The 14,822-nt window shown below is 72.8% G+C and carries 15 protein-coding genes and 1 riboswitch; of the genes, 12 read left to right on the forward strand and 3 right to left on the reverse strand.

Going from position 1 to position 14,822, the window contains the following annotated elements; translation table 11 throughout:
- Window position 1: 1 nt before the first annotated feature.
- Window positions 2-1,075, forward strand: coding sequence for an LLM class flavin-dependent oxidoreductase (locus ACIOJE_RS09915; protein WP_400774791.1), 1,074 nt, complete (start codon window positions 2-4; stop codon window positions 1,073-1,075).
- A gap of 111 nt (window positions 1,076-1,186) precedes the next feature.
- Here ACIOJE_RS09915 and ACIOJE_RS09920 read toward each other — a convergent pair whose 3' ends face one another.
- On the reverse strand, window positions 1,187-2,176 hold the full coding sequence (locus ACIOJE_RS09920) for an aldo/keto reductase (RefSeq protein ID WP_400774793.1): 990 nt from the start codon (window positions 2,174-2,176) through the stop codon (window positions 1,187-1,189).
- 121 nt (window positions 2,177-2,297) lie between these two features.
- Here ACIOJE_RS09920 and ACIOJE_RS09925 point away from each other — a divergent pair, with 121 nt between their 5' ends.
- The 7 genes from ACIOJE_RS09925 to ACIOJE_RS09955 all read left to right on the forward strand — a co-directional run bounded on the left by ACIOJE_RS09925 (window position 2,298) and on the right by ACIOJE_RS09955 (window position 7,284).
- Complete coding sequence (locus tag ACIOJE_RS09925) at window positions 2,298-2,444, forward strand: hypothetical protein (protein ID WP_280679364.1); 147 nt, start codon at window positions 2,298-2,300, stop codon at window positions 2,442-2,444.
- Between the two features lie 172 nt (window positions 2,445-2,616).
- Window positions 2,617-3,636, forward strand: a complete 1,020-nt coding sequence (locus ACIOJE_RS09930; protein ID WP_400774794.1) for an LLM class flavin-dependent oxidoreductase — start codon at window positions 2,617-2,619, stop codon at window positions 3,634-3,636.
- 206 nt (window positions 3,637-3,842) lie between these two features.
- Window positions 3,843-4,409 (forward strand): TetR/AcrR family transcriptional regulator, encoded by a 567-nt coding sequence (locus tag ACIOJE_RS09935; protein ID WP_280679368.1) that lies wholly within the window; start codon window positions 3,843-3,845, stop codon window positions 4,407-4,409.
- Between the two features lie 109 nt (window positions 4,410-4,518).
- Entirely contained in the window at window positions 4,519-5,115 is a 597-nt protein-coding gene (locus ACIOJE_RS09940; protein ID WP_400774797.1) for a DUF4865 family protein, read from the forward strand.
- 17 nt (window positions 5,116-5,132) lie between these two features.
- Complete coding sequence (locus tag ACIOJE_RS09945) at window positions 5,133-5,648, forward strand: carboxymuconolactone decarboxylase family protein (RefSeq protein ID WP_400774799.1); 516 nt, start codon at window positions 5,133-5,135, stop codon at window positions 5,646-5,648.
- A complete protein-coding gene (locus tag ACIOJE_RS09950) occupies window positions 5,645-6,652 on the forward strand; it encodes a phosphotriesterase (protein WP_400774802.1) in 1,008 nt (335 codons plus the stop codon). The genes ACIOJE_RS09945 and ACIOJE_RS09950 overlap by 4 nt, the downstream gene beginning before the upstream one ends.
- Before the next feature lie 140 nt (window positions 6,653-6,792).
- Window positions 6,793-7,284 (forward strand): GNAT family N-acetyltransferase, encoded by a 492-nt coding sequence (locus tag ACIOJE_RS09955; protein ID WP_280679376.1) that lies wholly within the window; start codon window positions 6,793-6,795, stop codon window positions 7,282-7,284.
- A gap of 581 nt (window positions 7,285-7,865) precedes the next feature.
- Here the strand turns inward: ACIOJE_RS09955 and ACIOJE_RS09960 are convergent.
- Complete coding sequence (locus ACIOJE_RS09960; RefSeq protein ID WP_400774805.1) at window positions 7,866-8,630, reverse strand: SDR family NAD(P)-dependent oxidoreductase; 765 nt, start codon at window positions 8,628-8,630, stop codon at window positions 7,866-7,868.
- 137 nt (window positions 8,631-8,767) lie between these two features.
- Here ACIOJE_RS09960 and ACIOJE_RS09965 point away from each other — a divergent pair, with 137 nt between their 5' ends.
- Window positions 8,768-9,388 (forward strand): TetR/AcrR family transcriptional regulator, encoded by a 621-nt coding sequence (locus ACIOJE_RS09965; RefSeq protein ID WP_280679381.1) that lies wholly within the window; start codon window positions 8,768-8,770, stop codon window positions 9,386-9,388.
- Between the two features lie 336 nt (window positions 9,389-9,724).
- Window positions 9,725-10,867 carry an esterase family protein gene (locus ACIOJE_RS09970; protein ID WP_280679383.1) on the forward strand — a complete coding sequence of 381 codons (1,143 nt, stop codon included), beginning with the start codon at window positions 9,725-9,727 and terminating at the stop codon, window positions 10,865-10,867.
- Between the two features lie 157 nt (window positions 10,868-11,024).
- Here ACIOJE_RS09970 and ACIOJE_RS09975 read toward each other — a convergent pair whose 3' ends face one another.
- On the reverse strand, window positions 11,025-11,354 hold the full coding sequence (locus ACIOJE_RS09975; RefSeq protein WP_280679385.1) for a MoaF-related domain-containing protein: 330 nt from the start codon (window positions 11,352-11,354) through the stop codon (window positions 11,025-11,027).
- 209 nt (window positions 11,355-11,563) lie between these two features.
- Here ACIOJE_RS09975 and ACIOJE_RS09980 point away from each other — a divergent pair, with 209 nt between their 5' ends.
- A complete protein-coding gene (locus ACIOJE_RS09980) occupies window positions 11,564-12,940 on the forward strand; it encodes an esterase/lipase family protein (RefSeq protein ID WP_400774808.1) in 1,377 nt (458 codons plus the stop codon).
- A gap of 229 nt (window positions 12,941-13,169) precedes the next feature.
- Window positions 13,170-13,336: riboswitch (cyclic di-AMP (ydaO/yuaA leader) on the forward strand.
- Window positions 13,337-13,338: 2 nt separating this feature from the next.
- Window positions 13,339-14,754, forward strand: coding sequence for a hypothetical protein (locus ACIOJE_RS09985; protein WP_400774811.1), 1,416 nt, complete (start codon window positions 13,339-13,341; stop codon window positions 14,752-14,754).
- Window positions 14,755-14,822: the final 68 nt, after the last annotated feature.

Genomic DNA, 14,822 nt, shown 5'->3' on the forward strand with positions numbered 1-14,822 from the left:
CGTGGCCTCCGAAGTCCTCTGGTACATCATCCCGCGCGAGGGCCACTACCCGTGGGAGCCGGCCGGCCGACGCCCGGTGGACCTCCACTACCTTCAGCAACTGGCGGGCAGCGTCGAGCGGTTGGGCTACAGCGGCGCCCTGCTCGCGACCGACCTCTACGACGTGTGGACGCTCGGCAGCGCGCTGGCGGCGGCCACCACCCCGGAGTTCAAGCCACTGCTGGCCGTTCACCCGGGGTTGGTCTCGCCGACCCTGCTGGCGAAGATGGCGCTCAGCTTCGATCATCTGCACGGCGGCCGGCTGCGGTTCAACGTGGTCAACGGCTCGACCGCGCAACTGCGCGAGTACGGCTTGGACGTCGAGCACGACGACCGCTACCGGCTCAGCGCCGAGTACTGGTCGATCGTCAAGCGCCTGACGGCCGGCGAAGTCTTCGACCACAAGGGCGAGTTCTACGAGCTGAAGAACGCCGGTGCGAGCCTGCGGGAGCTGGCGCCGGTCCAGCCGGGCGGTATCCCGCTCTGGTTCGGCGGAAGTTCGGCGGCCGGCATCGAGATGGCCGCCGAGCACGTGGACGTCTACCTGACCTGGGGCGAGCCGCCGCACCTGCTCAAGGAGAAGCTGGACCTGGTCCGGAACCGGGCCGCCGCCCACGGCCGGAGCCTGCGGATCGGGCTCCGGCTGCACCTGATCGTCCGTGACACCGAGGACGAGGCCTGGGCGGCCGCCGACCGCCTGCTCGACGTCACCAGCGAGGCCACGTACGCCCGGCAGCTGGGCGGGGCCAAGGGGGAGGACGGGGTCGGCTGGCAGCGGCAGTTCCGCCAGCACGGCGGCAAGGTGCCCGCGCGGGCCCGGGAGCTGGAGGCCTACCCGAACCTCTGGCCGGGGATGAGCCTGTTCCGTCCCGGCCCCGGTACGGCGGTGGTCGGCTCCACGGCCCAGGTGATCGAGCGGCTGCAGGAGTTCGAGTCGCTGGGCGTCGACACCTTCATCCTCTCCGGCAACCCTTTGCTGGAGGAGGCCCACCGCGTGGCAGAGACGGTTCTGCCCGCCCTGGGCATCCGCCGCTGACGGCCACTGGCCACCGGCTGACGACTAACAGATAACAGATGACAGCTGACAGATGATGAAATCTGTCAGCTGTCATCTGTCAGTCGTCCACCCGCCCCCGGTGCTCCCCGCTCAGCGGCTGAGCCGGTCGATCTCCGCCAGCTCCTCCTCGGTCAGCGGGCCGCCCGCGAGCGCGTCGATGTTCTGGTCCAGCTGGGCGACGCTGCTCGCGCCGATGATCACCGAGACCACCCGTGGATCGCGCAGCACCCAGCACAGCGCGAGCTGGGCCAGGGTCTGCCCGCGGCGCTCGGCGACCTTGTTGAGCGCCCGCAGCTGCTCCAGCTTTGGTCCGGTGAGCGCCTCCTCGGTCAGGAACCGCCCGACCGACATCCGCGATCCGGCCGGCACCTCGCCCGACAGGTAGCGGTCCGTCAGCAGTCCCTGAGCGAGCGGCGAGTAGGCGATCAGGCTGGTCTGGGTCTCGCCCACCGCGTCCAGCACGCCCTCCTCGACGTACCGGTTGAGGATCGAGTACGCGGACTGGTTCAGCAGCACCGGCGTGCCCAGCTCGCGCAGGATCGCCACCGCCTCCCGGTGCTGCTCCGCCGGGTAGTTGGAGATCGCCGCGTACAGCGCCTTGCCCGAGCGGACCGCGCTGTCCAGCGCGCCCATCGTCTCCTCGAGCGGGGTGTCCGGGTCGTAGCGGTGGGAGTAGAAGACGTCGACGTAGTCCAGCCCCATCCGGCCCAGCGACTGGTCCAGGCTGGCCAGCAGGTACTTGCGGCTGCCGCCGTTGCCGTACGGGCCGGGCCACATGTCCCAGCCGGCCTTGCTGGCGATGAACAGCTCGTCGCGGTACGGGCGGAAGTCCTGGGCGAACAGGTAGCCGAAGTTGCGCTCGGCGCTGCCGTACGGCGGGCCGTAGTTGTTCGCGAGGTCGAAGTGGGTGATGCCCCGGTCGAAGGCGCGGCGCAGCACCGCGCGCTGGACCTCCAGCGGCTGGGCGTCACCGAAGTTGTGCCAGAGGCCGAGCGAGACGGCCGGCAGCTGAACGCCGCTGCGGCCGGCCTTCCGGTAGGTCATCGAGGCATAGCGGTCATCCGCGGCGAGGTAGCTCATGCCGGACATCTTGCCAGCCGCCGCCGGTGGATCAAGCCCTTGCCCCGTTTCTGACCGGTGCCTATGCTCGCGGAGGATCGTACGCGTGCGAGGCGAACTGCGAGGCGAAGGGGGAGGCGCGATGACCGTCCGGGCCGTCACCACAACCGCGACCGCCGGTACCGCCGCCGTCATTGCCGCCGTCACAACCTCCGGCACCGCTGAAATCCCGACCGTCACCGCCGCCGCGCCCCGCTGTTGTCGCCGCCGCCGCAGCACCTCGCGCTGACGCCGCCCCAGAGCCGCTCCGCCGCGATCCCCTCCCGGTGCCGCCCGCGGGAGCGCAGCCCGTAGCGCGGCGCTCCCCGCGGGCCGCGGTCCCGCCCCTCGGCTGCCGTGTCCGCGCCTCGCGGGCCGGGTTCCGTGCCGAGGTCCCATCGAGCGCCCCCAAGGAGACCGCCGTGCGGTTCACCGTCTCGTCCCTCGTCGCCAACGGCCCCGATCCCGTGACCGGCGTCCAGCGCACCCCGCAGGAGAAGTTGCGGAACGTCATCGACCAGGCGGTCGCGGCCGAGCAACTCGGCTACGACGGCTACGGCGTGGGGGAGCGGCACGGTGCGCCGTTCCTCTCCCCGGCGCCGCCGGTGCTGCTCAGCGCGATCGCGGCCCGCACCTCCACCATCCGACTGTTCACCATGGTGACGGTGTTGAGCACCCTGGACCCGGTCCGGGTCGCGGAGGACTGCGCCCTGCTTGACCAACTCTCCGGTGGCCGAGTCGAGTTGATCATCGGCAAGGGCAACGACCCGCGCCACTTCGACCTGTTCGGCCTCCCCGAGGAGCGCCAGTGGGACGCGCTCGCCGAGAACTACGAGCTGCTGCGGCGGCTTTGGCGCGAGGAGCGGGTGACCTGGGAGGGGTCGACGCGTCCGCCGCTCAAGGACGCGGCCGTCTCGCCGCGCCCGCTCCAGGATCCGATCCCGGTGTGGCACGGCAGCGCGACCAGCACGCAGTCGACCGACCTCGCCGCCCGCTACGGCGGTCCGCTCTTCTCCGCCAACTCCTTCCACCCGCTGGCCAAGTACCGCTCCCTGGTGGAGCACTACCGCGAACACTGGGTGCACTACGGCCGGGACCCGAGGGACGCCCGGGTGGGCGCGAGCTTCGGCGGGCTGTACGTCGCCAAGCGTTCGCAGGACGCGGTCGAGGGCTTCCGTCCGTACTGGAACGCGATGTTCGACTCGGCGGCCGGCCGGCACAACAAGTCCCCGTTCACGTCCTTGGAGGACGCGCTGGAGCACGGGTCGGCTCTGGTCGGGAGCCCGCAGCAGGTGGTCGAGAAGATCCACCGCTATCACGAGGCCTTCGGCAACGAGGTGGTCGGCATCGGAATCGACGCGTTGACGGAGGGGGCGCAGTGGGAGCAGTTGGAGCTGTTCGCCGCAGAGGTCGCCCCGGTGATCCGGCGCGAGCTGCCGTGAGCGCCCGCCCGACGTGACGCGCGCCACCGGTCGCGATGGAGTGGCGGCCGGCGGGGAGGGGGAGACGAGCGGGCAAGGGCCGTGGCCGCCGGGGGGCGGCGCACGGCCCTTGGCCGTCCCCCGGACGGGGCCGGCCGGCCCTGCGCCCCGGTCGCAGCCAGGTGACCCCTGGCCCACTGTACCTACTGGTATGTACAGTGATCCGTATGACCACCCAGGACCGCCTCATCGAGAGCACCCAGGCACTCCTCTGGGAGCGCGGCTACGTCGGCACCAGCCCCAAGGCCATCCAGCAGCGCGCCGGTGTCGGCCAGGGCAGCATGTACCACCACTTCACCGGCAAGCCCGACCTCGCCGCCACCGCCCTGCGCCGCAGCGCCGAGCAGCTGAGGGGCGTGGCCGAGGCCGACCTGTCCGCCCCCGGCACGGCGTACGACCGCATCGCCGCCTATCTGCTCCGCGACCGCGACGTGCTGCGCGGCTGCCGGATCGGCCGGATGGCCCAGGATCCGGACGTCATCGCGGACCCCGGGCTGCGCGCCCCCGTCGAGGAGACCTTCGACTGGCTGCGCGACCGGATCGCCGAACTGGTGGCCGAGGGCCAGGCCGCCGGCGAACTCGTGCTCGGCGTCGACCCGGTCGACACCGCCGCCGCCGTGGTCGCCGTCGTCCAGGGCGGCTACGTCCTGGCCCGCGCGGCCGGCCGGGCCGAGCCCTTCGAACAGGCCGTGCGCGGCGCCCTCGGCCTGCTCGCCGCGCACCGTACGACCTGACGCGCCGCACCGCGCCGTCCAGCGCCGGACCTGCGCCGTATCGCGCTGCACTGCGCCGTACCGCGCGCCGCCCGACCTCCCGAGGATCCGACCACCGAGGAGACCCGCCGTGCACGCCATGCAGTACGAGATCACCCTCCCCGCCGACTACGACATGGGGATCATCCGCAAACGCGTCGCCGACAAGGGCCGTCTCCTGGACGCCTACCCCGGCCTCGGGCTCAAGGCGTACCTGGTCCGCGAGCGCGGCCACGAGGGGTCGCCCGTCAACCAGTACGCGCCGTTCTACCTCTGGCGGACCGCCGAGGGCATGAACAGCTTCCTCTGGGGCCCGGGCTTTCGCGGCCTGAGCGCGGACTTCGGCCGCCCTGCCGTCCGGCACTGGCTCGGCGCCGGTCTGGCCCACGGCAGCGGTCCGGCCCGGGGCGCTGCGCCGGACTCCCCCGCGACCACCGCCACCCGCCACACCGTTCGGCTCCCCGAGGGTGCCGATCCCGCCGAGGCGGTCGAGCAGGCCCTCGCCGGGTTCCCGGCACACCCCGCCCTGCACACCGCGGCCGTCGCGGTGGACCCGTACCGCTGGGAGCTGCTCCGGTTCGCCCTCTGGCAGGGCCCGGCCCCGGATGACGCGCCCGGCACCCGCTACCAGGTGCTGCACCTGTCCCGTCCCGAACTCGACCGGCTGCCCAGCGGCCGGCACTGGTGAAAGGTTTCGCCACCCTGATGAGCGCTCCCGCCGTCCCCACCACTCCCACCACTCCCGCCGTCCCCGCCGCCCCGGCCCCCGCCCCGATGACGCCGACCGACCTCACCCCCGCCCCGTGGGACCGCGAAGCCGGTTACGCCCTCCTCGCCGACCTCGCCGGCCCGGTCGCCGCCACCACCCTCGGCGGCCTGGACAGCCTCGCGCCCGGCTTCCCCGACTGGATCGTCACCAGTCTCTTCGGCGGCACCTATCAGCGTCCCGGCCTCGCCCTGCGCGACCGCCAGGTGGCCAACCTGGCCGCGCTCACCGCCCTCGGCGGCGTGGAGCCGCAGCTCGCCGACCACGTCCGCAACAGCCTGCGGATCGGCATGACCAGGGAGGAGGTCACCGAGGTCATCGTCCACCTCGCCCCCTACGTCGGAGTCCCCAAGGCCCTGGCCGGCCTGCGCGTCGCCACCGCCACCTTCGCCGAGGCGGCCCCGACCGAGGCGGTCCCGACCACGACGGCCCCCACTCGGGAGGGCCAGGCATGACCCGTGACGTCCGCACCGTCCACACCGTCCGCACCGTCCACACCGTCCGAACGGTCCGCACCGTCCTCGGCGACCTCGACCCCGCCGAACTCGGCGTCACCGACTCCCACGACCACCTCTTCATCCGAAGCCCCCTGCTGCCCGGTGAGGAGTTGGACGACCCGGCCGCCGCCGAGGGCGTCCTGCGCGCATTCGCGGCAGTCGGCGGCCGTTCGTTCGTCCAGTGGACCCCGTACGGCATGGGCCGCGGCGCGGGCTCGCTCGCGAAGCTCTCCCGTGCGACCGGTGTCCACGTCGTCGCCGGCACCGGCCTGCACCAGGCGGCCCACTACGACCCGGACACCCTCCCCACCCTGTACGACGGGCTCGCCGAACGCTTCATCTCAGACCTCACGACCGGGCTCACCACCGAACCAGCCGCCGGGGCGCCCACCAAGCCGCCCACCGAACCGCACGGCGCTTCCGAGGGTGTCCGGGCGGGCCTGATCAAGGTCGCGTGCGACGCCGGTACCACCACCTGGCACACCCGCCGGGTGATGACCGCGGCCGCCGAGGCACACCACGCCACCGGCGCCCCGATCGCCGTCCACCTCGAACCCGGCGCCCACCCGCACTTCGTGATGCGCTGGCTGCACGCCCGGCACGGCGTCCCGCCCGACCGGATCATCCTCGGCCACCTCACCCGGCTGCCCGACGTGCGGCTGCACCGCGAGCTCGCCGCGGAAGGCGTCCACCTCGCGCTGGACAGCCCCTCCCGGGCCGACCACCCGGCCGACCACCAGGCCTTCGACGTCATCGCCGACCTCGTCGACGCGGGCCACGCCTCCCAGCTGCTCCTCGGCGCCGACACCACCACCCGCACCGCGCGCCGGGGCGACGGCCCGACCCGGCTGCTCACCGACCTCGCCCCACGGCTCGCCCGCACCTTCGGCCGCGAACTGCTGGACCTCCTGCTCACCGCCAACCCGGCCGCCGCCTTCGCCGCCGACTGGCGCACACCCTGAACCGTCTCAGGCCTACCCCGCCCGGCCGCCCGGCCGCCCGGCCGACTGGCCGACTGGCCGCGACAGGACCGGCTCTCCGCGAGGGCCTGTGGCGACGGCCTGTGGCGAGGGCCCACCACCCGCGCTCTACCGTGACGACCATGGTGATCCTGCGAATCCTCACGACCGACGACTGGCCGCTCTGGCGCGACCTGCGCATCGCCGCCCTGACCGACGCGCCGCACGCCTTCAAAGCCCGCCTCGCGGACTGGCACCACGGCGGCGAGGAACGCTGGCGCGCCCGGCTTCACCTTCCGGGCGCCCACCACGTCGCGGCGCTGCTGGACGGTCCGGACGGCACCCCGGTCGGCCTGGCGGACGGTGTCCCCGGCGCCGACGGCGTACGGGAGTTGCGCGCGGTGTGGGTCGGACCGCAGGCGCGCGGCCGGGGCGTCGCCGACCGCCTGATCGAGGAGGTCGAGCGCTGGGCCCGCGCATCCGGCGGCACCACGCTGCGCCTCGCGGTGATCCCCGGCAACGAGCCCGCGCTCGCCCTCTACCGCCGGCACGGCTTCACCGCGCTCGCGGAACCCGGCGAACCGCTCGCCGACGGGGTCACCCGGGAGCTCGTGATGGCGAAGCCGCTGCGCTGACGGTCGGACGGGCCGGTCGGTCACCCGCCGATCCACCCCGCCACCCGCTCGACTGCTGCGAACGGCCCCGAAGGCGAGCAGTCGCGGCAGCTCTTCGTCCGCCACCTCGCGCCCCTCCCCGCGCTCCTCCGCCCCGCCGTCGGCCGCAGGGCGGACGGCGCGCCAGGCGGACACGTCGGCCTCCGTGAGCCGGTACGGCGCGAGGACGGTGAGCAGGGCGAGCCGGGCGGCCGGCCGTTCGGATACGGCAAGCCCGGCCAGGTGCGGGCCGACGGGGTCGCCGCCGAGCGGCGGGTGGGTGCCGTCCCAGGCGTCCAGCGCGTCCAGCGCGTCCAGGACGGCGGCGCGGGCGGAGGCCGTCAGCAGGTCGCCGCCCGCCGACGCGGCCGCGCGCAGGGCCAGATAAGCGGGGCCGATCGCCGCCGCCCGGCACGGGGGCCTCGGCTGAGCCATGGGTCATGAGCCCCGAGTCCCGAGTCCCGAGCCCTGAGGCGGGCGTTACGCGACACGACAGCGGGGCCTGCGCCACCAACCACTCGGAGGAGTGGCCCAGACCCCGCGTCGTCATGCCGTCCGGCGGATCACATGTGGGTGCCGCCGTCGATGCGGAGCTCGGTGCCGGTGACGAACGCGCCGTCGTCGGACGCCAGCATCGCGATCACGCCGGCCACCGTCTCCGGGCCCGCGAAGCCCTGGCCGAGGGCCGGGGCGAGCTTGGCGAGCAGGCTGAGGTCGGCATCGGCGGGCAGGCCCGGGTTGTGGGTCATGCCGCTGTCGATGCTGCCCGGCGCGACGCAGACCGCGCGCAGGCCCTGCTTCGAGTACTCGGAGGCTATGGCGTGGGTGAAGGACTGGATGCCGCCCTTGGTCGCGGCGTACGCGGCCATGTAGGGGTGGGCGAAGCTCGCGGAGGTGGAGCTGAAGTTCACCACCACGCCCTCGCCGCCCGCGAGCAGCGTCGGGAGCGCCTCGCGGGTCATCAGGAAGGTGCCGGTCAGGTTGACGGCGAGGAGCTTGTTCCAGAACTCCAGGCTGGTCTCGTGCGTGTGCGAGGAGCGCAGGATGCCGGCCGCGTTGACCAGGACGTCCAGCCCGCCGAGGCCGCCGATCGCCGCCGCGACGCCGGTGGTGACGGACGCCTCGTCCGAGATGTCCAGGACCTGGATGGTCAGGCGGTCCGCGGTGCCGTCGGCGGTCGCGCGGTCCAGGGTCTTCTTCAGGCCGTCCTCGTTGACGTCGACGGCGACGACCTTCCCGCCCTCGGCGAGGATCCGGTGCACGGTGGCCTGGCCGATGCCAGAGCCGCCGCCGGTGATCAGGACGTTCCGTCCGCTGAAGCGCTCCATGGTGGTACTCCGTTCGTTCGTGGCCTCTCGACCTCAGGAGACACGTTACGCCTGAGTGGCATAACGTGCCAATAAGTCCATGGATGTCATTACGGCGCGACGTGCCACAGTGGCATCGACCCGCGTAGGCTGGCCCTGTGACCGGACGACCCACCCTGAACCAGCGCCGCCGGGACGCCACCCGGATGGACATCGCCCGCACCGCCGCCGCGCTCTTCGCCGAACGGGGGGCCGAGGCGGTCACCGCCGAGGAGATCGCCCTCGCGGCGGGCATCTCGCTGCGCACCTTCTACCGGTACTTCTCCGTCAAGGAGGACGCCGTCGCCCCGCTGCTGGCGGCGGGCGGGCGGCGCTGGGTCGACCAGCTCGCCGAGGCCCCGGCCGACCTGCCACTGCGCGAGGCGCTGGAGCGCTCGGCGGTGTCCTCGCTGACCCCGGTCGACGACGAGGCCGTCGAGGCGATGGAGTGGACCCGCAGCCTGCTGCGCGATCCGCGCCTCGACGGCACCTGGCAGCGGGTCCACGCCGACTCCGAGGAGCGGCTGCGGGTCGTCCTCGCGGGTCGGTGTCCGGACGGCACCGACCCGCTGGAGATCCGCCTGGCCGCCGCCGCGGCGACCGCTGCGATCCGGGTCGCGCTGGAGGAGTGGGCCTCCTCCGGCGCCCCCACTGCCGGTCCGGGGTCCCCTCGGGAGCTCGGCGCCCGCTGCATGCGCGAACTCACGGCGGGGCTGCGGCTCTACGACCGGGAGGGGTGAGCCCGACTCCGGCTGCCGCTCTCGCGGTTGCCGATCCCGGTCGTACTCGTGCCGGACCCGCGCCTCCGCACCCGCTCCCGGAATCCCGCAGTCCAGCCGCCCGTCGGGTCGGCGGTCGACGGCGGGCGACGGCGGTCCGGTGGCGGCGAACAGATGACAGCAGACAGATAACAGATTTCGAAATCTGTTATCTGTCAGTTGTCATCTGTCGCCCGTTCCGCCTCCCCGCCCCGTTAGGGTTGGTGATCGCGCGCCCCGGCGGGGGAACCGGGGTGACCACCTCGGATGTCCTGAGCGGAGGGGGCGGGGAGTTCGAGGCGTGGGAGCAAGTAGGACATGGGTCTGACGAGCCACAAGGTGTTGGCGCTGACCGTATTGATCGCCGTCGTGATGACGGCCGGCACGGTCTGGCTGTGGCCAAGACTCGCCAGGCAGACCTGGCAGGCGGTGCTCGGCCGGATCGGCGCGCTGCTCGCCACCCAGCTCACGGTGCTTGCCGCGCTCGGCCTGGTGGCGAACAACTACTTCGCCTTCTACAGCAGTTGGGACGACCTGCTGGGCACCGGCGAAACCGGCCCGGTGGTGATCCACAACAAGGCGGACGCGTCCGGTCGGCTGCTCGTGGAGACGATCGGCCACGCCTCCGTCAAGGGCGGCGGCGCGATGGGTCGCGAGCCGAGCCAGTCCGGCGAGATCCGCAAGGTGCGGATCGACGGTGCGGCGAGCCGGCTGTCCACCGAGGGGTACGTCTACCTGCCGCCGCAGTACTTCCAACCGGAGTACGCGCAGCGGCAGTTCCCGGCGGTGATCGTCAGCACCGGCTTCCCCGGGCTCGCCGAGAACCTGATCACGCGGTTCAACTACCCGGGCGCGGCGCTCAAGCTGCTCCAGGAGGGGAAGATGCAGCCGACCGTCATGGTCATGGTGCGCCCCTCGCCGGCCCTGCCGCAGGACACCGAGTGCGAGGACATCCCGGGCGGAGCGCAGTCCGACACGTACTTCACCAAGGACGTCCCCTCGGCGATCCAGGCGAGCTTCCGGGTCTCGTCCGACCCGCAGGCCTGGGCCTTCATGGGCAACTCGACCGGCGGCTACTGCGCCCTCAAGTTGGCCATGCGCCACCCGGACGTCTTCCCGACCGCCGTCGCGCTCTCCGCCTACTACGACGCCGCCGACGACCCGACCACGGGCGACCTCTTCGGCGGCAGCAAGCAGCGCCGCGACGAGGCCAACCTGATGTGGCGGCTGAAGAACCTGCCGCAGCCGAAGGTGTCCGTGCTGCTGGCCGGTACCAAGAAGGGCGACGGCAACTACCGGCACGACACCGAGGCCTTCGTCGACGCGGTGCAGGCCCCGATGAAGGCCTCCTACAGCATGCTGGAGAACGGCGGCCACAACTTCGAGACCTGGAGCGCCCTGCTGCCGTCCTCGCTGGAGTGGCTGTCCCAGCACCTCAAGGTGCCGAACCAGACCGTCTGAGCAGACCCGAGCAGTTCCAGCGGACCCAGCAGACCCAGCAGACCCAGCAGACCCGGTGGACCCAGTGGATCTAGTGGATCTAGCTGATCCGAGCGGATCAACGGGCAGGCAAGGCCGACAGCAGGGGACCAGCCCCGGGGCGCGGGAGCGGCGAGGCTCAGACCACCCGCTCCAGCGTCCCGGTGTGCAGCTCGCCGACCCGGCCGCCCTCGCCCTCGTACGTCCAGAAGGCGCGCACCGTCAGTCGGCCGAGGTCCATGACGTGGCTGACGGTGATCCCGCTCTGCTCCGTCCAGCTGATGAAGTAGATCTCCGGTGCCACCTCGGCGACGTGCAGTAGCACGTCCTCCCACTGGCCCGCCGACTCGCCGAGGCCCTCCCAGCGCAGCCGCCGGCCGTCGGCCGAATAGGTGTTGCGGAAGGCCGCGCCGTTGTCGGCCCGGAAGAGGTAGGTGCGGCCGGCGAAGGCGGGCAGGGGCGCGGTCATGGTGGGGCGGTACCTCGTTTCCGTGAGGCCGTGCACGGCGGTCTTGTGCACTGCGGAAGATGTCGGACCTCCAATTTATCCGACCCGGTGAGCCGAGCAGGCGCGCCCGTGGGCAGTGCGCCACGGCACCGGCCGCCACCGTGCCGGCCTCCGGGGTGTATGACCGGCACCTGGGCGCCCGCCGCGGGCCGGTCCTACCGTCCACCCCCATGAGACGCACCCCCACGAGCGCCACCCCCACGAGACCCGGAGCGCCGAGACCCCGCACGCCGAGACCCGGCACGCCGCGCCGCACCCCCACCGCGCTGTCCGCCGTCCTGCTCACCCTCGCCGCCCTCCTCCTCGGCACCCCCACCACGGCCCAAGCGGCCGCCACCGCGCAGGCCGCCACCGCGCAGACCTCCGCCGCCCAAGCCGCCGCCGCCCCCCTCGCCCTGGAAGCCACCTTCCCCGCCCCCGGCAACGGCTGGGCCAAGGTCGAGCGCTACCTCGACACCACCCCCGGCTTCCGCGCCGAGCAGTACCCGGCCGACGGTCGCGGCGACCAGGACGGCGCCCGCCGAACGTACTTCGGCGGCACCGGCGAGCCCTACTCCGGCCGCTTCCTGCTGTACTCCGCGACCGGCTGGGACGCCGGCGGCCGCCAGACCCCCGTCCTGCTGGTCCACGGCGCCAACGACAACGTCGACCGCGCCTGGGCGAACCCGGCCGAGAGCGGCACCTGCGGCGCCTCCGCCTGCCCGTCCACCGGCCTGGCCCAGTACCTCGCCGGCACCGGCCACCGGGTGTTCGCCATCGGCTTCGCCCACAAACAGGGCGACAACCTGCTCCAGGCGCAGACCGTCGGCGACGCCGTCGCGCTGATCCGGGCCCGGCTCGGGGTCTCCCAGGTGGACGTGGTGGCGTGGAGCAAGGGCGAGGTCGCCGCCCGGGCGTACGTGTCCTCGGTGCGCCCGTCCTGGGGGAGGGCGTACGCGGGCGACGTGCGCCGCCTGATCGCCCTCGGCGGGCCGAACGGCGGGCTCGACTACGTGTACGCGCACGGCTGGTCCTTCGACCTGGCCGCCTGGCCGGCCTGCGGCGGCACCGCCAACGCGCCGTCCCCGCACCTGTACATGACCTGCTACGGCACGTACACCGCGCAGCCCTGCCTCGGCGTGCTGCCCACCGGCGGCCACGACTGCTACCCGGGACAGCGTCAGCTGCTCGCCCGCTGGGACGGCCGGTACGGGGTGGACGGCACCTCCCAGGACTGGTGGACCACCTACTACGGCGGCCAGGGCTTCTACACCTCCGGCCAGGGCATCCAGGCGGCGATCGACGCCGGGTCGCTGATCGCGCCGCTGCAGCAGGCCGGAGTCCCGGCGTCGGTGCGCACCTACCTGCTCGCGGGCGGGTCGGCCGACATCCCGGGCGTGCTCAACGAGAACCGGGGGCCCAGCGACGGCATCGTGTTCACCGCGAGCGCCCTGGACACCACCGGTGTCGCGACGATCGGCGGCACCCGGCTGCTCGCCGGTCTCAACCACCTGGAACTCGCCTGGGCGCCGGAGGCCGAGAGCCAGGTCGACGGCTGGCTCGACTGATCCCTTGGTCCGCTGATCCGCTTCCGATCCGCTGCTTCCCTGGTCCGCCGATCCCTTGATCGACCCCAACGGATCCACCACACAGCGTCGTTGATCGACACCACTGTGAGCTGTGCGACAACCGACCCGGCCGGGTTGTCCGTTCACGTACGGTCTGCCTAGCCTGCAACGGTCGTTCGCTCTCGCGGACTCCGCCGCCGGGACGCCGAGTCCTGTCCACCCGCCGGTCGGCAATCGAGCACCACAACGGACAGGAGCGGGGGAACCAAGGTCAGCGCCCGGCCCGTACGCTCCCGCGTGCGGGCCGTGGCTAGGGGTGAAGCCGCTTCCACCGGCGGCCGGGCCACCTCCGCCCGAATCCGACAGCTCACCTCGCAGGCGTCGCAGAGGACACTCCCATGCACCAGCCTGCCCGTCGCCGCGCGCCGCGTCACGCCCGCCCCTCCCGCCGGGGCCGCAGCGCCGCTCTCGCCGCCACCGGAGCGTTCGCCATCACCGGCGCCGGACTGTTCGGCCTGCCGGCCGTCACCGGTGCCCAGGCCGCCACCGCTCCGACCGTCACCCAGGACCGGCTGGCCCCGGCGACCATGGTCGCGACCAAGGCCACCACCGCCTCGCTGACCCTGCACTCCTCGGCCTGCTTCACCGCGAAGACCGTCGGCGTGGGCGTCCGGGACGCGTCCGGCGCCAACCTCGACTTCCCCGGCAACGCCTCCAACGCGCGGATCTGCCCGAGCGGCCTGAACTTCACCAGCGGCGCGCGCACCCTGCCGGCCGGGACGTACACCCAGTTCGGCTTCTGGCAGGACCTCGGCGGGGCCTGGCACAACCTGCCCTCGCAGCAGCTCGTGGTCTCCAACGCCCCGGCGCCGACCTCGACTCCGACCCCGGCGCCGACCGCGACCGCGACCGCGACCTCGACCCCGGCTCCGACCGCGACCTCGACCCCGGCTCCGACCTCGACCCCGGCTCCGACCGCGACCTCGACCCCGGCTCCGACCTCGACCCCGGCTCCGACCGCGACCGCCACCCCGAAGCCGACCGCCACCCCGACCCCGAAGCCCTCCCCGACGAGCAGCCCGAGCGCCACGGCCAGTCCGTCGCCGAGCACCCCGGTCTCCCCGGTCGCCGGCAAGTCGCTGACCTGGTCCGACGAGTTCAACAGTCCGATCAGCTGGGGTTCGCGCTGGGTCGGCGACAAGACCAGCTCGTACAAGTACGGCAACCACAACCCGGACGACAACAAGCTCGACTGGCTGAACAAGAACAACGTCAGCGTCGCGAACGGGGTCGCCACCTTCACCGCCGCGCCGAGCGGCAGCACGCTGGAGAACGGCAAGCAGGCCTGGAACACCGGCTTCCTGACCACCGAGGGCTCCAGCGAGGGCTTCCAGGTCAAGACCGGCGACTACGCCGAGACCCGGGTCAAGCTGCCGTCCGGCTCCGGCGCCTGGCCGGCCCTCTGGACCTGGAAGAACGGCAACGGGGAGGTCGACTCCTTCGAGTACCACCCCGACAACCCGAACCTGCTGGAGCTGACCAACCACGTCAACCCCGGCAACCCCAAGTACTACACCGACGCGAGCGCGATCGCGAAGGACCAGTGGGTGACCATCGGGACGTATTACGGCGCCACCTCGGTGGACTGGTACGTCAACGGCGTCAAGGTCTTCTCGGACGGCAAGGGCGTCGGCGCCAACTGGTCGGCGTACCTGATCCTCAACCTGTCGGTCGGCGCGGGGCAGTACCACCCCGCGCCGCAGGGGACCGCCCCGATCACCTTCGCCGCCGACTACGTCCGCGTGTACCGGTAACCAGTAATCGGTAACCGGGTGCCGCTACCCGCGAACCGGTGACCACCGCGTACCGGTGACCGCCGGCC

It is taken from the genome of Kitasatospora sp. NPDC087861, from assembly GCF_044742585.1.
Taxonomy (GTDB): domain Bacteria; phylum Actinomycetota; class Actinomycetes; order Streptomycetales; family Streptomycetaceae; genus Kitasatospora.

Bases quoted from the DNA above. Each gene is read 5' to 3' on its own strand.
- ACIOJE_RS09920 (WP_400774793.1), bottom strand. From the start codon at position 2,176: ATGAGCTACCTCGCCGCGGATGACCGCTATGCCTCGATGACCTACCGG.
- ACIOJE_RS09925 (WP_280679364.1), top strand. From the start codon at position 2,298: ATGACCGTCCGGGCCGTCACCACAACCGCGACCGCCGGTACCGCCGCC.
- ACIOJE_RS09935 (WP_280679368.1), top strand. From the start codon at position 3,843: ATGACCACCCAGGACCGCCTCATCGAGAGCACCCAGGCACTCCTCTGG.
- ACIOJE_RS09945 (WP_400774799.1), top strand. From the start codon at position 5,133: ATGAGCGCTCCCGCCGTCCCCACCACTCCCACCACTCCCGCCGTCCCC.
- ACIOJE_RS09950 (WP_400774802.1), top strand. From the start codon at position 5,645: ATGACCCGTGACGTCCGCACCGTCCACACCGTCCGCACCGTCCACACC.
- ACIOJE_RS09955 (WP_280679376.1), top strand. From the start codon at position 6,793: ATGGTGATCCTGCGAATCCTCACGACCGACGACTGGCCGCTCTGGCGC.
- ACIOJE_RS09960 (WP_400774805.1), bottom strand. From the start codon at position 8,630: ATGGAGCGCTTCAGCGGACGGAACGTCCTGATCACCGGCGGCGGCTCT.
- ACIOJE_RS09970 (WP_280679383.1), top strand. From the start codon at position 9,725: ATGGGTCTGACGAGCCACAAGGTGTTGGCGCTGACCGTATTGATCGCC.
- ACIOJE_RS09975 (WP_280679385.1), bottom strand. From the start codon at position 11,354: ATGACCGCGCCCCTGCCCGCCTTCGCCGGCCGCACCTACCTCTTCCGG.
- ACIOJE_RS09980 (WP_400774808.1), top strand. From the start codon at position 11,564: ATGAGACGCACCCCCACGAGCGCCACCCCCACGAGACCCGGAGCGCCG.
- ACIOJE_RS09985 (WP_400774811.1), top strand. From the start codon at position 13,339: ATGCACCAGCCTGCCCGTCGCCGCGCGCCGCGTCACGCCCGCCCCTCC.